The sequence below is a fragment of the Marivivens marinus genome (genome assembly GCF_035969385.1).
GTDB lineage: Bacteria > Pseudomonadota > Alphaproteobacteria > Rhodobacterales > Rhodobacteraceae > SELP01.
In genome coordinates, this window is sequence record NZ_JAYKKJ010000002.1 from 269470 (window position 1) to 287644 (window position 18175).

The following is an 18175-nucleotide window of genomic DNA, read 5'->3' on the forward strand; positions in this document are numbered from 1 at the left end:
TGGGTCAGGATCAGGCCTTGCGCAGGTTCTTTGCGGATTCCTTGATCGCGTCATATTGGCCTGACGGGCGGAAGCGCCACAGGTAGTCCGGCAAGATCGCTTCCATCGCGACAGGCTCGATGCCAAGGTCGGCAAAGCCGCGCGCGCCCTCGGACACGACGTTCGGCACCTTCAGCGCTTCGATCTGATCTGCGCTGATCGGCTGCTTGACGATGCCGAGTGACAGGAACTCTGCCGCGCCGCCCAGCGTCGCGACGACGCGGGCAATCGGGTTTGGCAGGTTGATAATCAGGCGGCGGCGACGGATCACCACCAACATTTGTTCCATCAATTCGCGGAAGCTATGCACGTCCGGCCCGCCAAGCTCATAAACACCCGGCGCGGCGGTGCCCAGCACCCCGGCGACAGCGGCCTGCGCCACGTCGTCCACATGCACCGGCTGGAACATTGTTTCGGCGCCAACGACCGGCAGGACCGGGCTGAAGCGGGCCATCCCGGCGAAGCGGTTAAAGAACCCATCCTCGGACCCGAAAATCACCGACGGGCGCAGGATGACCGCAGCGGGGAAATGGGCCACGATACCGGCTTCACCTTCCGCCTTCGTGCGCAGGTAGTCGCTGGTCGATTCCGCATCCGCCCCGATGGCCGAGATATGGACAAGCCGTTCAACGCCCGTATCCGCGGCCAGCCGCGCAATCCGGGTCGCCCCTTCGGCCTGCACGGCGTCAAAGTTGTTCTTGCCCGACTTGTCGAAGGTGCCGACGCAGTTCACCGCCGCATCCGCGCCGCGCAGGGCGTTCGCAACACTGGCATCATCGCGGATATTGCAGAAGATCGGCTCCACCTGTCCGACAACGCCATAGGGCTTTACGTGCAACGCAAGGTTCGGATCGCGAACAGCCACGCGAACTCGCCAACCTTCCTTGGCCATGCGGCGGGCGATGTAGCGGCCGACGAATCCGGATCCGCCGAAAATGGTCACGAGTTTCGACATGAGGCGCCTCTGACTTCCTGAAAACTTGCCCCGGTTTACCCCCCGGTCCCCTGCCAGACAAGGCGAATTGCAGGAGAATGCAAATCGCCGCAGGAATCGCGTTGACACTGTCGCGCGGCGGCCTTAAACGCCCCGTCACGACACCTGCCCAGGTGGCGGAATTGGTAGACGCGCTGGTTTCAGGTACCAGTGACTTAACGGTCGTGGAGGTTCGAGTCCTCTCCTGGGCACCACAATCCCCCTCATATGTTGAAGAAAAGCCAAGAAGAATTGGCGATACGGGAATTGTGGGACCATTTTCGGGACCGCTTTCGGGACCACTTTCGTCAGTTTCCGTACGCAAATAGTCAGCTCTGGCGGGCCGTTTATGGTTGCGCCGGGCGATCCTCCACCTGAGATTACTCAGCATGGATCAGAAGATGCCCCTCAAGTTACCTCGCTATGTGTTCCGCAGGCCCAACGGCTCATTCCGGTATAAGAGGAACGTTCCCAAAGACCTACGTCCCGTGATTCAGAGGACCACTGTCTATCGGCAATTGGGACAGACCTACGACGAAGCGATGTCCGCCCTGCCAAAAGTCCATTCGGAAATAGAAGCACTCTTCAATCGCGAACGACGAACCACAGATGCCGACCGCGCTAGAGCACTCATACGCGAGCGTCTAGGTGACGTCGCTGAGTCGATGTTCATGGGCGACGGAGCAGATCCAGAGTGGCCTGACTACGATGACTTCCAAGAACTTGCTGAAGACATCGAATATTACGTGCCGAAAGGCGTCGCTGAGCAGATAAGAGCGACAAGATACAAAGCTCCACCCATGAACCTCGATCGCGTCCTCGACGAGTATGCGGCCTATAAGGATGTAGAAGGGGACGTTGGCCTTAGGACACGTCTGGAGCGCCTCCGCAAAGACCTCAAGACCAGTATGGGGAAGCACCGCTATGAGTGGACACCCCTTGCTGAAGTTACCCGTGCCGATGCCAATGCCTTCCGTGATCTACTCTTGGCGCGAATGTCGCCCAACTCGGTGCAGAGAAACCTTGGGGTGATCAAGGCCGCGATAAACCATGTGTTGCTCGAGCATGACCTCGATATCCGGAACGTGTTCCAAGCGGTGAAGATCAAAGGTGCGGGTAGTAGCAAGAATGACCGCCTGCCCATGTCTGAAGAGCAACTTGCTGAGATCATGCCTGCCTTCGAGACGAGCGAGATCGCCAAAACGATCTTCATCCTGTTGACCGATACCGGTGCCCGATTGGCAGAAATCACAGGTCTGGAAACAAGGGACGCAGACCTCGATCAGGGACTGCTCCATATACGCCCGAATGGCCGAAGAGGCCTCAAGACAAAAAACTCAACCCGTAGCATCCCGCTGTCACCCAGAGCCACGGAGTGCCTCAAGAAGCTAGCATCCGCCCGTTCCGATGGGGAACCTTTCTTCCCGCAATACGCCGCTCCTAGGGGTAGCGATAAGGCCTCTGCGATGCTCATGAAGCGACTAAGAAGCGTGATATCGGACAAGAAAATCACAATGCACTCCCTCCGTCACCGGATGAAGGACAAACTTCGCAATACCGGATGCCCAGAGGCAGTATCACAGGCGATTCTGGGTCATAGTTCGAATACTGTCGCTGCGAACTACGGGGTCGGCTACGCCCACAAAACGATGCGCGAGCACATGAAAAAGGTCTGGGATTTCTAGCCAGCTCGGGCCTCACCGTCCAAGACAGAAAATTACCGCCGCCTAGTGGTAGACGCATACAGTGCTTTCGCTGTGGCGAACCAATGTATGATGCAATCAACATGCAAGAAGGTTTGTCCCCCAAACCCTTATTTATTACTTCTTACTTATTATTAGTTGTTACTTATCAATACATTATACAGAGAAAGATCATAATGAAGATTTTTATCCACGAAGACTTTACCCTAGCCAAGTTGCCCTCCTTTGTTGGCTACCACTTGCAGATATTCACCTCTGGGCGTGTCAAGATCAGCCTTCAACACACCGGGACACGGAAGACAGACTATTTTGCCTCGGCACCGAAGCGAGATCGCGAAGGCTACCTCCGTCAGAAAGCTAGGTCGCAAGACTTGGCCCAACGCCACTTCGAGATTGTCGATAACTTGCTTGCCTCATTTCCCGACGCTCGGGTCTTCCGCGTCCACGGAAAGGGAGATGCGAACGACACAGCCGACAATGCGCATGTCGTCGCATCCATCAGAGAAGAAAGTGTGTGGGTTGTCATGTCGACCGTGGTCCATAAGTGGCGTGTCCCCAAGGACCACATTTGCGAGTTGCTGCAAGGAACAGGTCCAAGATCCGGACATCCGAGCGTCTTCAATCAATACATGTCCTGCATCGAGCATGACTGGGACGATGCCGAATTTGACCAATCGGACTATCGCACTCGCCCGAGAAGTTATTACCCAACAGAACGGCAAACGTCTCACCGCAACCGCCCTACATCCGTAGCTTCGCCAAGAGCGTTTCGAGCGCCGAGTCTTGGCCTATCTATTGCCGAAGACGACTGCGTAATTGACGATCTAGATGAAGATCCGTTGATGTTCACAGATCCTCCAGCCTCTGAACGCTTCGGCAAGCAGGATCTTGGGTTTCCAAGAGATGGCGACCAATTGCCTGTGAGCGTCAGTGATGAAGTGCCGTCGAGCCAGCCAACGGTGTCGATGGGAAAGAGCAGTTTGTATGGAAAGGAAGGTCTCTGGGCGCAATTGCAGTAACAAGGCTTGGGTCGTGAGGTCCTGCCCATATCTCCACGTAAATTCACATAATAACAATACATTACTGGATTATTCGAGGTTCGCGCTGGGCAAGACTTCGCTTCCCGACTGAAAAGCTATCCAGCGATAAACTGCGAAACTGAGCGCATCTATGATGGTAACAAACTATCATGGAGATCGACAATGTTTGCCAACTTCACGCTGCTCGTCTTTACGGGCGGCGCAATCCGATTTGGTGCAAACCATATCCTATACCGAAGATTTGGGGTTGTGCTCTCGGCACCGCAATTCTTGGCCGGTGTTCTGGTCTTGGTATCAGCGATGCCCGACTTCCTACAGCCGTTCCGTTTTCCATTACCAACTGGGCTGACGCTTGGGTTGTTCCTGCCTGACCTTCTACTTGCGAGGCAGAGATGACTGATCGGCACACACGCATTGCACCGGGCGACCTAGTCATCATTCGGGCGCTGGACGATATTCCGGAACACCTATTCCGGGTTGCAGTTGCCTACGAAGACTGTGTCGGAGGGTATGCAATTTCCGGACCGCTTGCCGGGGAATATGGCGAGCCTGAATACGAATTGATCCTTCGGGTCCATTCACCTTCGGATGAATAGGCGCATCAGGGAATAACTTAGTCCCTGCATCGCGCTGATTTTCCACACAAAACCACCCTTCCTTACAGAAAATGGGGCCTTTGCCCCTATTGGAGACGTTATGTCTACACACATCAAGTATGCCTACAAGCGGCACAACACATGGTTCTATCGTCGAGCCTATCCAGTAAAGCTTCAGCCACTTCTGGGATCGTCGCTCAAGCGGTCCCTCCACACCAACGAGGCGAGAGTCGCTGCCCAGAGAGTCGCAGACCTCAACGCGACTTTCACGGCCATCGTGACGGAGGCCAGCCACAAGATTGCTTCTGGCGATTCTGGTCAAGTGCCGATCGAGATTGCAGTCACACTGCCCAACTTCCATCGGGCAAGATTGTTGGGTGATCAGAAGGCGGCTGATGCGGCATCTGCGTATCTCTCTGAGGCCTCACAGCGCTTGCGTCCTGGAAGCTACAAGTCTGTCCGATATGCGTTGTCCCTACTCACCTCACACCTTGGGACACGGCAGCTCCGTGATCTCTCTGCCCCCATTGGTAAGGAGGTTCTGGGCTATGTGGGGCGGCTCTCACCCAATGTCCGCAAGTATAGCGATGCGGAAGGGGCGACACTGGCAGAGTTAGCGACCTTGGCAGAGAAGGCGGAAGGCATCACGCTGACCGCCCAGACGCAGAGACGGATCTGGCGACAAATGCTCCACTTCCTTGACTGGTGCGTTCAGTCAGGGCGTCTGAAGTGCAATCCTTGGGATGGTCTGCAAGTAAAGGAGCAGGTGGTGGTCAGCCCCCATCAGGTCCTGACTGACGATCAGGTCGTCCGACTTCTCAACTCGAAGGACAGGGTGCTTCACAGCGCCCTTCTTTTTTGCCTGCTCACAGGTCTGCGCTCAGGTGAGGTCTGTGGGCTTCTGGCGGAGGATATTCTCTCCAAGGGGAACCTCGGTCGCTTTGTCAGGGTCCAGCCCAACACGGTGCGACAGCTGAAGTCCCGGGCTGCTGAGCGGGAGGTGCCACTGCACCCAATTCTCGAGCAGCAGTTGGATCGCAATCAGAGTGCTGGGGGGAGGCTCTTTCCCTCCCTGAACGTGGATCGGGTTGTCAGGCGATATGCCTATCTGCGTAGTCAGCACCCGCAGCTCAGGGGCACCGTGTTCCATTCCACACGGAAGTGGTTCATCACCCAGTGTGAGCGCACAGGGGCGCCGGAGCACTTCACTGCCTCTCTGGTGGGGCATCAGTCAGCCCGGTCTCAGAACCGGTTGACCTATGGGCTCTACTCGGCTGGGATCAGTGACACCCAGAAACGGGAAATCATTGATCAGATCAGGTTGCCGCAGGGGGTGAAGCTATGACCTCCGTTCGTATCCCTGACATTGAGACGTTCGAGGAGCGCGCTGCAATAGCTGAGTATGACGGTGGGCTGACACGGCTGCAGGCTGAGAGCCTAGCTGCTCAGGAGCAGGGCTTCCCCTCCGCTGGGGAATACTGGCGGTGGCTTGCTGACTATGTGGTCAACAGGAAGATCGGCTAGTTCGCGATTGACTCCCCTGTCCGGCTGTCCTCAGTGGTGGTCGGGCGGGGGAATGAGGCTAGATATTTTTTGTTACCAAGTTCGGCATCACTTAACACAGCACCAAGCCGAACCCTGAGCAATTATGGGTTGCACTTACACGCAAAAGCCTCAAAATCAGTTAGTTGCTGCGACAGGAAAGCCCACTCTGGGAGGCACCGATGCTTGACGCTGTTCAGATACAACTGAAAGGATTGTTGCTGAATGAATATGACTAACCCACCAGTCTTCCAGACAAAAAACGACTTAGAGAGCGTCCTGGTGGCGGTCAACGACTCGCTTCCCTTACGAAAGATTGAGGCGATGCTGGAACGCACAGACCTTTCCGCTGATGCAAAGTCTATTGCTCTAGAAGTGGCAAGCCAAACAATCGTAGTGGCCGGGCAGATTGTCCAGATTGGGCGGAAAATAGTCAGCTTTGCGCTGGAACTAGCTAGAACGATTCCGAACACATTGTTTGGTGTTGCATTGGCACTTGTTATTACAGCGCTTGTTGCTGGAATTCCGGTTGTTGGAGCGCTTCTTGCGGGTCTCCTCAAGTCCATATTGCTCATCTTTGGTATTGCTCAAGGGGCGCTAGCAGACATGAGAAGCGGCGAACTTGGGGCCCGTCTTGAGAATTTGATAGCGCAGCTGATGCCCCTTAAAGACTTGAGTGCATGAGCAAACTCCACACAGATCAAGAACTGAGGTCCAGCTTCGGTAAGGTTGAACACGTCATAGCAGACAGTCTGCGGTTTAAGCGCAAGCTCTCGATTGGCGGCGATGCCTACAAGTCAATCAGGCTTGGAAAGAGCCTTCAGCAGCTTTGGGATGTTGGTGGCGTAGCAGCTACTGGTGGGACTTTTGCAGCTTCGTCTACTGTCGCCTCAACGTTCTTCAAAACAACTGGCTTCTTAGGGTGGGGAGCCACAGCGATAACTCCTGTTGGGTGGGTAATCACAGCGGCTGTCGGCTCTGGAGCTGCTTACTATGGGGTCACGCGACTATTCCGCAAATTTGGGCAAGACCGCGTAGAAGCCATCCCAAAGTTCATCAATACACCAATTGATTTGCTGGGTGCATCATTGATGGACTTGCTCGGAGCATTGGCATTCAAGGTTACGGCGATCGACGGCAATGTTGACCCGAGCGAGATCCAGGTCATTCAAGAATACTTCGTGACCGAGTGGGGCTATGACCCGCTATATACAGAAAAGGCGCTTACAGTTCTCTTAGAGAATTCAGAGCAGAGCCGAATAGCTGACATGATCGAGGAATTTGCATCCTTCATCCACTCAAACCCTGACTGCAACTCCGACGCAATCCACAAGGAGCTACTGTCCCTCGTTGTACAAGTGGCAGAAGCTGATGGTAAGCTCGACGAACGGGAACAACTGGCGATAGACAAGATGGAACTACTGCTCAAAGAGCATCGATCAGCGCTTTTGCCTGTAGGTCGGGTGGTCTCAGCTCCAACCAAGACGCTCAGATGGGTATTGCAAAAACTGTCTAGGCGGAACTCTCGTTAGGTAACGCCAAGCTAACCATTGGTCTACTTACGAAAACGCATTGACCATCCCAAAATCGGGACCACTTTTGGGACCAGTCCTGATCAATTGGCATGACGTAAGTAACTATTATTCAATGGTTATTCAGGTTGATAGATTGCCTCTCCTGGGCACCAAAAAACAGTAAGCATTCTGTATAAGATCAATGACTTACATGTTGCTCCGTTGCTGTAGAGGTAACACAAGGGGTAACACGTATGTCCGTTGTCGTGATGGAGCTAGGAGCTTTGAGGCTCGTGGCTAAATACGTCTTCCAGAAACAACCTGGTGGCACCTACTACTTTCGCCGCCGCATCCCTGACGATGTTCTCAAGCTTTACCCAGACAAACCGAACGGGATGTTGGTGTTTTCGCTCAAGACAAGGGATCTGAAGAAGGCGGCAAGGCTCGCAAACCAACACGCCACTCGACAAGATGCACTTTGGCTGTCCCATCGTGAAGGCACAGCAAAACATAGCCCGGACCAACTGAGGGCTGCAGAAGAGTTGCTGCGTGCTTACCACCTCAAGCCAGGTGACGGTCAAAGAAGCGATATTGAGTTCGCCATATCGCTCTTCGTCGATCACTTGCACGAGGTTGCAATCACACATGGCGCACCTTCAGATTCGTCTGAGGCCGAGCGTGATGACTCGCATTGGCGCGACTATCTTCCTCCCGTCCACAGGGCAGCAGGGGATATGCTCTATGGTTCTAAGCGTGTTCCCTTCCTCTCTGAGGCGTTGGTTGATTTCCAACTCCGTCGCCAAGAAGAACTCTCCTCGAAGGCGGGGAAGGACCGCGCTCGTGTGGTCAACACGTTCATCGAGGGGTTTGGAGACAGACCAATTGATCAATATTCCCGCCAAGACGCAAACGACTTTGTCGCCAAGCTACACGAGAGAGGGAACTCATCCGAGACCATAAGACGGAGACTCAACTCCATCCGCCCAGTCTTCAAAGATGCCGCGAGGGAGAGTGAGAGACCCGACAGAGGTATCTTTGAATCTTTGCTGATCCCCGAACGACCCGATGGCTACAAGGCACGTCTGCCGTTCACAGTCGACGAGATTCGGATGCTCCAAGAAGGTTGTCGTGAGAAAGATGACGATTTGAGATGGATCGTTGCCATACTCTCTGACACTGGGGCTCGCCTTGCCGAAATCATTGGTTTGCAGATGATCGATGTAGTTCTGGATGGGCCAGTCCCACACATCAAGATTCGGCCCAATCAGGCACGGTCACTGAAGACAAGTAGTTCAGTACGAGATGTCCCCCTCGTCGGAGAAAGCCTTTGGGGAGCTGCACGAGCGGTCAAGTATGCCCGCGGGGACTTCCTGTTCCCACGCTACATCGATTTGTCGAGCACTCCTCCGACCAACAAGGCAACACACGCCTCCAACACACTCGTCAAATGGATCAAGACGTTCCCGCTTGCAGACAAGGACAGGAAGGTCCCTCATTCCTTCAGACACAGCCTGAGAGATCGCTTGAGGGCGGTCGAGACTCCGAAAGAGATTTCAGACGCGATCGGCGGCTGGAAGACGAAGGGCGTCGGAGAAGGATATGGCATGGGCTATCAGCTTGAAGTCCTGAGCAAGTATATGAACATGATCGTCCTCGAGAGTGGTCAATGAACGAGAAGTCACAAACTAATCCCGGAGAACTGGACGGCATTTCCGTTGCAGAAGCAGCCAATCTTCATGGGCATCAGTCGACAGACCTCGGGACGATCTTGAGACAAGCACCAATGGCTACCCTCAATTGGCGTCCTAATTCGGAGGGTGCTCAGGCTCTCGAAGGAGCGCTACTCGAGAAAACATTGGAGATTGAGAAGCATCTGCAACCAAGACAGCGGGCAAGATCAAAGGATGCAATTACCAACCTCAAAGCGACTATCAGCGCCTTTGCAGCTGATCTTGTTCGATGGAGCACCTACGGGCCATCAGAAGGCTTCTGTTTCCACAGCAAGCGCATAGACAGCTTCAAGGATAGTTTGGTGCAGACTCGGCAGTTCAATGCAGTAGTCAAGTTCTGGCAGGCGGAGGAACTGATTGAGGTCGTCAACGGTTTCCAAGGCAAAACGGATTTCGACGGAGAAATGATCAATGCCAGAGGCTGGGCAACACGATACCGTGCCAAGTCCGGTTTACTCCTCTTGGCCTCCGAGAATGGGATCACGTCGGAGACCGTCGCCGACCATTATATCGAAGTCACAGAGGCGATGTTCCCCATCGTCCTTCGCGCCAAGAAGAAGTCCTCTGGAGGGCTAAGATCACAAGGCCGGAAGTTGAAGGTAGATCAGTCCTGCCCAGTGGTTCGACGACTTGCCTCTGAGGTGATGGAAATCAACGCGTTTCTGAGAGGATACAGCTTCAACCTCGAGGCGCAGCCAAGTTTTAGACGGATTTTCAACAACGGGGATCAGGAAGACTTCGCTTGGGACCAAGGTGGACGACTATATGCGAACGGCAAGGATAACTTTCAGCAGTTCCCCTCAGATGATCGAAGCAAGATCACGATCAACGGAGAGAGAACAGTTGAGCTCGACATCCGTTCCAGTCAACTCACGATAGCCTATGGATTGGCCAAAGAAGACCTGCCATCTGGCGACCTTTACGAGATCGAAGGAATGCCAAGAGAGGTCGTGAAAGGTCTTGTGACAGCTATGATCGGCAAAGGCTCACTCCCCCTCCGCTGGCCCAGCGCAATAGCCAAAGACTACCTGGAAGAACGAGGGCGAAAGATCAGCTCTGATTTCAAGCTGAAGCATTGTGTAGAACAGTTGCTCCGGAAACACCCTCTCCTTGCTCGCCTAGAAGCAACCGGATTGGACGTGTATCGTTTGCAGTATGTGGAGTGCGAAATACTCCTCAGGGCTATGCTGAGGCTATTGAGGGAACACCAGATCCCCTCCCTGCCAGTTCATGACTGTCTGATCGTTCGAGAGAAGGAGAGGTCCGAGGTATTGACGGTCTTGAAAGCAGAGTTCTTTGAGAGAGTTGGCATCAAGCCTACGGTCACCGAGAAGTAGCTTTGGCCTACTCTGGACTAATCCAAGGGAAAGCCATGGTTAGGCAATAGCTACCATCTCTACCCACCAACTCCATCAAGTTAACTCTAGTATCCTAAGTGATCTAGAGAGGCGGTCGAGAGCATTACTGTATACGATAAGTTCGATAAATGACAGGACGGCCCAAACCTGCCATTCCGATAACACATTCGTCGGTGCGGCGCGGCCCTCCAAAGCCGCCGTTCGCTGCCATCGCTGAATCTGAAGGACCATGGAGGACTGGACTGCGGGACAAAAGGTAAATTTGCTGCGGCTGCTCCAAGGTCCGCTTCGGTGCAACTGAAACCGGTAAGGACCCCCTCTCTAGCCCCCGCCGACAACATCGAGTTTTGTCGTTTCGATCAGCCCGCCTAACTAACTTTGCCGCCACTCAAGAAGACCATCTGTCAACCAAACGTTGGAGGAGCTCCGTTTAGCAATCTCCCTGCTTATGCCCGGTCTTAACTGCGCGAAGACCGCCATTGATTGAGCGGTCAAATTCTCAATAACCTTCTTAAAGTCCGATCCAAGCCATTCAATGAATTTTCCTGTACCTACTTCCAACGTAGCCTCTTCGAGAATATCATCAAATTTGGAGAGCAGGTGAGCCATGCGTCTTTGACAAGATGGGTGAGTGCTAGAATCTTCATTTCCCAGAAGCGAAATTATCGCCAACCCGAAAAATGGGCCTAATAGTGAGTATAAAGAGAAGTAATTATCATCGAGCGTTACACCACCGACCACAGACGTCCAGACACAACATCGAAACGCAAAATCATCGGCATCATATTCCATTCTATGATTGTGATCATGCGAGGCTGTGTATCCCTTGTGGTTATGAAAAATATGACCAATTTCATGAGCTAGTATGAACCTCATGACGGAATACGAAAGGAATTCGCTCAGCTCCCAAAATTCTTCCGTTCTTGGAAAAGCTTGAGGTCTATTCTGGAAATGCGAATCCGAGAACCAAACGGCCAAAAAATACCGCTCCATCTCCTTGTTCATTTCAGGAGGGACGCTTTTACCCTTGCTTGCCTGTTCTTGCGCAAAAAGCAGCCAATGTGAAAAGATCGCAACAACGTGTGTCAATGCTTCATGTATCACAACAATTCTATCGCCACGAGGGATTGTGCCTGCGTACGCGTTTATTTCGTTTGTTGGCATTAAGATGAACTGTTCCGCCAAAATACTAAAATCATCAACAAGCTTCCTTGGTATCACTAGGCTAGCAAGATACTGCATCATTTGTTCTTCGTGGATGTCAGAGAGAGGAGAGCCTATCCGGGTGCGCCACGTCTTTTCCGCCTCGTGTCTTTGACCCTGAGGCATGCTTGCAAGCAAGGTTGACATCGCCCGATCGTCCCATTCAAATGCGAGGTCCATTCCAAGATTTTCGCGTTGTTTTTGCGCCCACTGTTTGGGCGACAATTTACTTAGGTCCGTCACGTCTTATTCCAATATCTCAATGGCTCTAGCCTTGGCGTAATCTCAGTAGCATAGTTACAATTCTGGTCTGTTATGTCATCTTTCTTGTCACAACACAAAAAGCATCCGCTCGTACTTTGCACAGCATCGAACACAATGGGCTCACTCCAACCGTTAACAGCTTCGCGACATCATTGGGGATTGGCCCAGATACCGCCGACAGGGACAGCCCAAAGCCGCCTTTGACCACATTCACTGAATGCTGCATTCGCATCCGAGAAAGCAGACGGCGTACTAGCTGATCCAGGCAGTTTTATCCACTACAATCATATCAAACCTTCTGGAAGAATGATGAGTCTTCATATCTCTTGATGAAGTCCGACTGTAGCTGTGTGGATGCTTTGGCAAGAAGAACCTTGGCGCGTGATTCGTCAATGTTGTCATGCACTTCCCGGGCCTTCGAAATGATCTTTTTGAACGCGGTTTCATCCATACGGTTGCCAAGTTTTACACCGAGGATTGTCGGGAAAATGCTCTCAAAACTATCTTGAACCGCTTTGGCAGAGGGGACACTTGCAAGGAAGTGAAGAACGAATTCGGGACGCATCATGTACCTCGTTCCGTTCTTTGCGACTAGTTGACTGGTTGCGCTATGAACACGTGTTTGCTGAGTGAGCCACCAGGTTTTGAAGCCGTATGGATTCCCGCCGCTTCGTTCACCTTGTGATTTTCTGGCTTGATAGACCCGAAGAATGGTCAGTGCCGCGTTCCGGCAGAGAATTTCTTCACTGGCACTTTCTCGATCAACTTTGTTGCGGCTCTCCATAATCCTTTGCGTCAAAGTGACGAGGTCCTCGTCAACTATCCCTTCGAGCATTTGGTCTTCAGTCTCAAAACTGAACCCAAATTCGTTCACAAGGTATTCGCGTAACTCATCTCTGCCTGCGTCTCTCGCAATGTCGCTCAAAGAGATGAATTGACCTAGATAGTTGCCCCAGGTGAGCGGGCCTTTTTTCAAGGCTGACCTTTCAAGCTTAGCATAGAAATAGGCGGGGATCAGAATACGATCAATTTGCTTTGCCAACTCAAAAGTCATATAATTTTGGACATCTTGGTAGTTGTTCACAAACTCAAGGTGGGTGGTTCGAAAATGATGCCAGACTTCGTCCAGAGTCTTGTCGGTCAAGATAAGCTTTGATCCTGCCGCTTTGAGCAGTCGCAACGCATTCTTGGTCATTTGATCGTTCTTCGGCAACATGTGCTCAGAAAGAGACCTGACCACTAGATCGGCCCCAACATACAAGTTGAAGTTGGCGCTCATGCTTCGGAAATACTCGACCACTCGCGGCTCATTCTTGAGCATAAATAGTAGTACATATGTTCGCGAAAGTTTCCTAAGGTAACGGCGCTCGACCTTTGAACTCTTGTAGTACGTTCCCCGCAGGATTGACAAACACAACCGCGCCAACAATCCAGCGTCAGTTCCCGACATCCCTCGGTCGGAGATGGCCTGATCCAATGTGTCATTGATGGACGGGAGATTGGTATCGCTTCCGTTTTCGCTCTCTAAGAACATAGCCATCTCAAGGCCTTGAGCATGGAACGAACGGTGGATCACGTCATGGCAAGTATCGACCGCCAATTCGATCAAGGCAGAATTATCGTTCGCGGTCGATACATCCGTCGACGCCCGATTACGAAAGACCTCACTTACCTCGAGCTTCAGTGCTTCATCGGCCACATTCTCTTCGGCGATTTTTTTGCGCGTCTCGTACGGTAGGCAGTAGCCCCTACTCTTCTTGTGGAAGTTGACTTTTCGGCCGCCGTCACCTTTCGACACCAACTGATCCAACCGATGTTGTAGCACTCCCTTTATGAATGTTTTTGCTGTTGGGAGCGCGCTGATAACCTTTGCTTCGATTTCCTCGATGGTTAGGAACTTGTCTTTGGATGGATCAGTCCCTTCCAGGGACCACAAAATGAGGCTATCGGAAACTGCCTCAAGGAGATCGCTTTTGCCACGACGACGATCTAATTCCTGGCCGAGAAACACACAAAGTGTTTTTGCTGGTAACCCTTGAGATAGTTGCAAAGTGTCCGCGGCGCCTATCCCGCCCAGATAGGAAGCGGCACTTGCGACATACGCCTTGTATGACTGCAATGCACCAGGCGTGGCATTGATCTGGTGCTGGAAGTAGTGCGCGTCGCGAATGACGATCCTGCAGTCTAGCTCGTCGCTCAGTTCTTCCTGCAACTGATCGATCAAGGTCAGTTTTCGGCTGGTTGCGTACATCAGGCTGCGCGGTTCTCGTCCAAACTCCCGGAGCCGTCTGACTGTTTGCCGGATTTTTGGCTTGGGTTCACCTGTGATGGATGCTTGCATGAACTTCTGGGTGCCTGCTGCTTCATACACACGGTCATCTAATGCGCCATCAGCGCCACCGTCATGAAAGCCTCCCATCGGTACATAGTCGGCACCCAAAGTTGCTGCAAAAAAACCTTGTGAGAAATTCTCGAAGTCGGTTCCACCTACTCTGGATAGGGCTATTTCGATAATCCTGGGATCGACGGTTTCCATGAGTAACTCCGAGAAATGGGTGCTGTTCTTGAATGCGTCTAGACCAACGAAAACACATTGGTGCTTTGCCTGCAATCCTAGGGTAGCTGGCATTTTGCAGCCGGCAAAGTCCGCTTTCGGTTTGGTCAATGCTTCGGGCTGCGTTGCCGCGAAGTTCCGGAATCCGCCCTGAGGCTCGCGACAACCGGCAGGCTAATAACAACAATAACCCTTTACCGACTTTTTTGAACTGACTGCTCAGGACCCCCCACTCCCTTCCGAATGGCAAAGAGATTTTCAACACTGTCGCCTTCGATACGGACTGCCATTAGGCCTTGGTCCGACGTCAGGGGATGCCTCACCTACTGCCGCTACCGACGCCCTAACTGACTAAGCGCTTCCTTCAAATCGATTCTGGACCTAGTTCCTTGCTTTTCAAGGAGATGAAGCATGTTGGCTCCGTTTAGTAGTGCGATAGGTTTGTCGGCTGCAAACTTGTGTGCGTCTCCTTCCAGCCCGTGCTCGAAGACATGACACTAGACCACGGTCATGTGTCAGTCTCTGAGTCGTGGAGGAATTGCTGCCAGATGGATGGGTTTGGCCTTTTGGCAGACAGCCTGTCCCTGAGTCTTAAACTTCAATGGCAGACAGGAGGACACCAACATGCTCATTGGATATGCACGGACCTCAACTCTGGAACAGAAAGCGGGTCTGGAAGCGCAGATAGCGTCACTTAGGGCCGTCGGATGTGAGAAAGTCTATCAGGAGCAGACGAGCTCAGTTGCCTTCAGAAAGGCCCTGAGAGGCGCTCTAGAGTTCTCTCGCGACGGCGACATTGTTGTGGTCACGAAGCTCGACCGCTTGGCTCGCTCCGTGAGGAATCTCGGAGAGATAGTGGACGAGTTGGAAGGCAAAGGAGTTGGTCTCAGGGTCTTGGACCTTGGCCTGGACACCTCCAACGCCACGGGGAAGCTAATGCTGAACGTTCTGGGCTCCGTGGCACAGTTCGAACGAGAGATAATGTTGGAACGTCAGAGAGAGGGCATCGCCAAGGCGAAAGCCGAAGGCCGATACAAGGGAAGGAAACCCACAGCCAGAGCGAAGGCGTCAGAGGTGCACGAGCTGCTTGAGTTGGGGGTCAGCAAGCGAGAAGCTGCATTGCGCCTCGGGCTATCGGAAAGGTCCGTATATAGGATTGCGGCTTCCCAAAGAGCCGAGCCTACACTTCGACGGGGTCAGCAAGGTTTTCACTCCATGAGCAAGCGGTAGATGGCCAGAACCTTCATGGGATCGTGCTTCTAAAGTTGCATTGATCTCATGGATGGCGTGGCCGCTCCTCGAGGCATCCCGAAGTCACTTGCACCGAAGTTCAGTTGGAAGCATCGAAACCCCCAAAATCCAACAGACAAAGAGTCTTGTTTTCGGGATGCACCCTACACAGTCTTGGCGACGATGCACCATCGACACCGAGAACTAGGGTCATAAGACCCAAAGAAAGGTGACACAAAAGGTATCACGAGAAAATATCATCTTGAGATAAAGTATATTTTTCAATATCTTGTAGACTCAACTGGAGCTGCAACACACCTCTCCTGGGCACCAAAACTTTCGATAATGTATAGAAGTTTTGCCCGCAGACATCCTGACATGGTTGGACGCAAACGAGGGCGGATCGGATTGATCCGCCCTTGTTGCATTTCGGCATGGTCCGGTCGGTCGCCAACCGGGAATCGGGAGGGCAATAATGGCTCGGCAACCTCCGGTAGAGGCCATGCGAGCCAGCGGATGGCCGCCTCTCATGATAAACCGAAGACATAATCGCCCCATCCGGGTCACGATTGTGTCAGATTTTCATGAAATGGAAGGCCGCGCAGAATTGGTGCCAACCCCTTAAAAACAAGGCCTTCTGCCCATATGCCTGAGGTTTATGAAAAGGAAAATGCCGACCTAGACCCCGGGTTTATTTTCGAGGGAAACTTTTTGAACAATCCTGCGATCAGTCAACCGGGCCCAGTCCACCGGGCCAAATATCCGGAACAAGACTAAGAGAACCAGAAAGGAAGAAACCATGAGCAACACCGAAGAAAAGCGCCTGTCTCGCCGCGCTGCCCTTGCCCGCATCGGCACTGTCGCCGCTGCCGCCTACACCATCCCGGCCTTTACCACGATGTCGATGGCCCATGCCTCCAGCGGTGCAAGCGCGCCGAGCGCCCCCAGCGCGCCGAGCGCACCGAGCGCGCCCAGCGCCCCGAGCACGCCGAGCGCCGCAAGCGCGCCGAGCGCCGCAAGTGGCCCGAGCAGCTCCAGCAGCTCGACCGGCACCGGTGCTACGACCGAAGCCGACTGCACCACCGCGGGCGGGACTTGGGATGCCGTGAACAACGTCTGCATCCTGCCGTAAGTCGCGGTGCGAGTTTCCGGGCGGCGTTTCCTTTGCCGCCCGGAGCCAAGCAAGAAGGCCCAACATGGTCCCCAGCGGTCACATTCTGCGTTTTGCCGACCTTGACTCGGGGATGTGCCTTGAAGGACCCGACGTTTTGGACCTGGTCCAAAGTGTCATGCATGGCTGGCCGTATGCGCCATGCGACGCGGCGACCCAAAACCCCTTTGTGAATGTTGCACCGTCGGGTCCCAACGAATGGATCATCCGCGCGCCGCATGCCGCCGATCCAGAACAGATCCTCGACCCGGTCAACGCCGTCTGCGACCTGATCGTTGAAATATCCTGGGAACAGTTGCGCTCCCGGTCCGACCTTCTTTGCCTTCACGCCGCGGCGGTCGAATTCGGCGGGCGGCTTGTTGTCATGCCCAACGCCCGGCGGGCAGGCAAGTCGACCCTCGCGGTCGCACTTGCGCAGCTTGGGCACCGAATGTTCACCGATGATTTCCTTCCGATTTTCAGGGACGAAGACACCGGCGCCCTGTCAGGGCTTGCCAATGGCATAGCGCCTAGGTTGCGCGTGCCCCTGCCCGCGGGAGTGTCGGACAAGTTTCGGGGTTATGTCGACGCGGACAACGGCCCGCAGAACCGCCAATACAAATACCTGACCGATTGTCCGATTCCGGCGCACGGCACGGCGGCGCCGATTGGGGCGATCGTCCTTCTTGACCGACAGGAAACGCCACAGGTGTCCCGGCTGGAGCCGCTTGCCGACGCTGATGCGATTTCCTCGCTGATCCTGCAGAACTTCGCCAGGCACCTGAATGGCGGGGCAATTCTAAAGGCGCTTGCCGCCCTGGCGGAACAGTTGCCCTGCTATCGACTTGTCTATTCCGACGTTGAACAGGCCGCGGCGATGCTCTCCGCCAGCGATGAACTCGCATCCTTGCCAACTGCCACCGTAGGCGAGGCGCTGAATGGTCGACCGTCGCCCCTCGACGCCCCCGCCCCTATCGCCGGGCCGCTCGACGAACAGGCGGCCGCCCAGCGGGTCGAGGGCTGCGAAGAGGTGATCAGCGGAGCCGAGACATTCGTCGCCACACCGGACGGCGGGGCGATCCACCGGCTCAATCCGGGCCTGGGTCTGTACTGGCGGCTCTTGTCCGTGCCCACCACCCGCGCCGAGGCAACCGACATCCTGTCCGAGATCTATTCGGACGTTAATATCGCGCAATTGCGGGCCGATGCTGGCGCCGCCTTTGACCAGCTTCACCATCTGGGCCTGATCCGGCCCGCTGACACCCATCCCGACTGACGG

14 protein-coding genes and 1 tRNA gene are annotated in these 18175 nt (G+C 53.9%); 11 read left to right on the top strand and 4 right to left on the bottom strand.

Going from position 1 to position 18175, the window contains the following annotated elements; all coding sequences use genetic code 11:
* Window positions 1–10: 10 nt before the first annotated feature.
* A complete protein-coding gene (locus U3648_RS03970; RefSeq protein WP_420857942.1) occupies window positions 11–994 on the bottom strand; it encodes a complex I NDUFA9 subunit family protein in 984 nt (327 codons plus the stop codon).
* A gap of 146 nt (window positions 995–1140) precedes the next feature.
* On the opposite strand from U3648_RS03970, the gene U3648_RS03975 reads away from it, so the two are divergent.
* The 9 genes from U3648_RS03975 (at window position 1141) to U3648_RS04015 (ending at window position 10474) form a co-directional block, all read left to right on the top strand.
* Window positions 1141–1227, top strand: a tRNA-Leu gene (locus U3648_RS03975).
* A gap of 174 nt (window positions 1228–1401) precedes the next feature.
* Entirely contained in the window at window positions 1402–2697 is a 1296-nt protein-coding gene (locus U3648_RS03980; protein ID WP_420857943.1) for a tyrosine-type recombinase/integrase, read from the top strand.
* A gap of 83 nt (window positions 2698–2780) precedes the next feature.
* Window positions 2781–3734 carry a beta/alpha barrel domain-containing protein gene (locus tag U3648_RS03985; protein WP_420857944.1) on the top strand — a complete coding sequence of 318 codons (954 nt, stop codon included), beginning with the start codon at window positions 2781–2783 and terminating at the stop codon, window positions 3732–3734.
* Between the two features lie 413 nt (window positions 3735–4147).
* Window positions 4148–4351, top strand: a complete 204-nt coding sequence (locus U3648_RS03990) for a hypothetical protein (protein ID WP_420857945.1) — start codon at window positions 4148–4150, stop codon at window positions 4349–4351.
* Between the two features lie 100 nt (window positions 4352–4451).
* Window positions 4452–5696: a tyrosine-type recombinase/integrase gene (locus tag U3648_RS03995; protein ID WP_420857946.1), complete on the top strand. Its 1245-nt coding sequence runs from the start codon at window positions 4452–4454 to the stop codon at window positions 5694–5696.
* Window positions 5697–6118: 422 nt separating this feature from the next.
* Window positions 6119–6577, top strand: a complete 459-nt coding sequence (locus tag U3648_RS04000) for a hypothetical protein (RefSeq protein WP_420857947.1) — start codon at window positions 6119–6121, stop codon at window positions 6575–6577.
* On the top strand, window positions 6574–7425 hold the full coding sequence (locus tag U3648_RS04005; protein WP_420857948.1) for a TerB family tellurite resistance protein: 852 nt from the start codon (window positions 6574–6576) through the stop codon (window positions 7423–7425). Before U3648_RS04000 ends, U3648_RS04005 begins: the two co-directional genes overlap by 4 nt.
* Before the next feature lie 236 nt (window positions 7426–7661).
* Window positions 7662–9077, top strand: a complete 1416-nt coding sequence (locus U3648_RS04010; protein ID WP_420857949.1) for a DUF6538 domain-containing protein — start codon at window positions 7662–7664, stop codon at window positions 9075–9077.
* On the top strand, window positions 9074–10474 hold the full coding sequence (locus U3648_RS04015; RefSeq protein WP_420857950.1) for a hypothetical protein: 1401 nt from the start codon (window positions 9074–9076) through the stop codon (window positions 10472–10474). The genes U3648_RS04010 and U3648_RS04015 overlap by 4 nt, the downstream gene beginning before the upstream one ends.
* 393 nt (window positions 10475–10867) lie before the next feature.
* On the opposite strand, the gene U3648_RS04020 is transcribed toward U3648_RS04015, so the two are convergent.
* Together U3648_RS04020 and U3648_RS04025 are read right to left on the bottom strand one after the other, a co-directional pair.
* Window positions 10868–11941: a M48 family metalloprotease gene (locus tag U3648_RS04020; protein WP_420857951.1), complete on the bottom strand. Its 1074-nt coding sequence runs from the start codon at window positions 11939–11941 to the stop codon at window positions 10868–10870.
* Window positions 11942–12251: 310 nt separating this feature from the next.
* Entirely contained in the window at window positions 12252–14498 is a 2247-nt protein-coding gene (locus tag U3648_RS04025) for a hypothetical protein (protein WP_420857952.1), read from the bottom strand.
* Between the two features lie 642 nt (window positions 14499–15140).
* On the opposite strand from U3648_RS04025, the gene U3648_RS04030 reads away from it, so the two are divergent.
* Entirely contained in the window at window positions 15141–15746 is a 606-nt protein-coding gene (locus U3648_RS04030) for a recombinase family protein (protein WP_420857953.1), read from the top strand.
* 873 nt (window positions 15747–16619) lie between these two features.
* On the opposite strand, the gene U3648_RS04035 is transcribed toward U3648_RS04030, so the two are convergent.
* On the bottom strand, window positions 16620–16868 hold the full coding sequence (locus U3648_RS04035) for a hypothetical protein (RefSeq protein ID WP_420857954.1): 249 nt from the start codon (window positions 16866–16868) through the stop codon (window positions 16620–16622).
* A 218-nt stretch (window positions 16869–17086) separates the two neighbouring features.
* Here U3648_RS04035 and U3648_RS04040 point away from each other — a divergent pair, with 218 nt between their 5' ends.
* Window positions 17087–18172, top strand: coding sequence for a PqqD family peptide modification chaperone (locus tag U3648_RS04040; protein ID WP_420857955.1), 1086 nt, complete (start codon window positions 17087–17089; stop codon window positions 18170–18172).
* Window positions 18173–18175 lie beyond the last annotated feature (3 nt).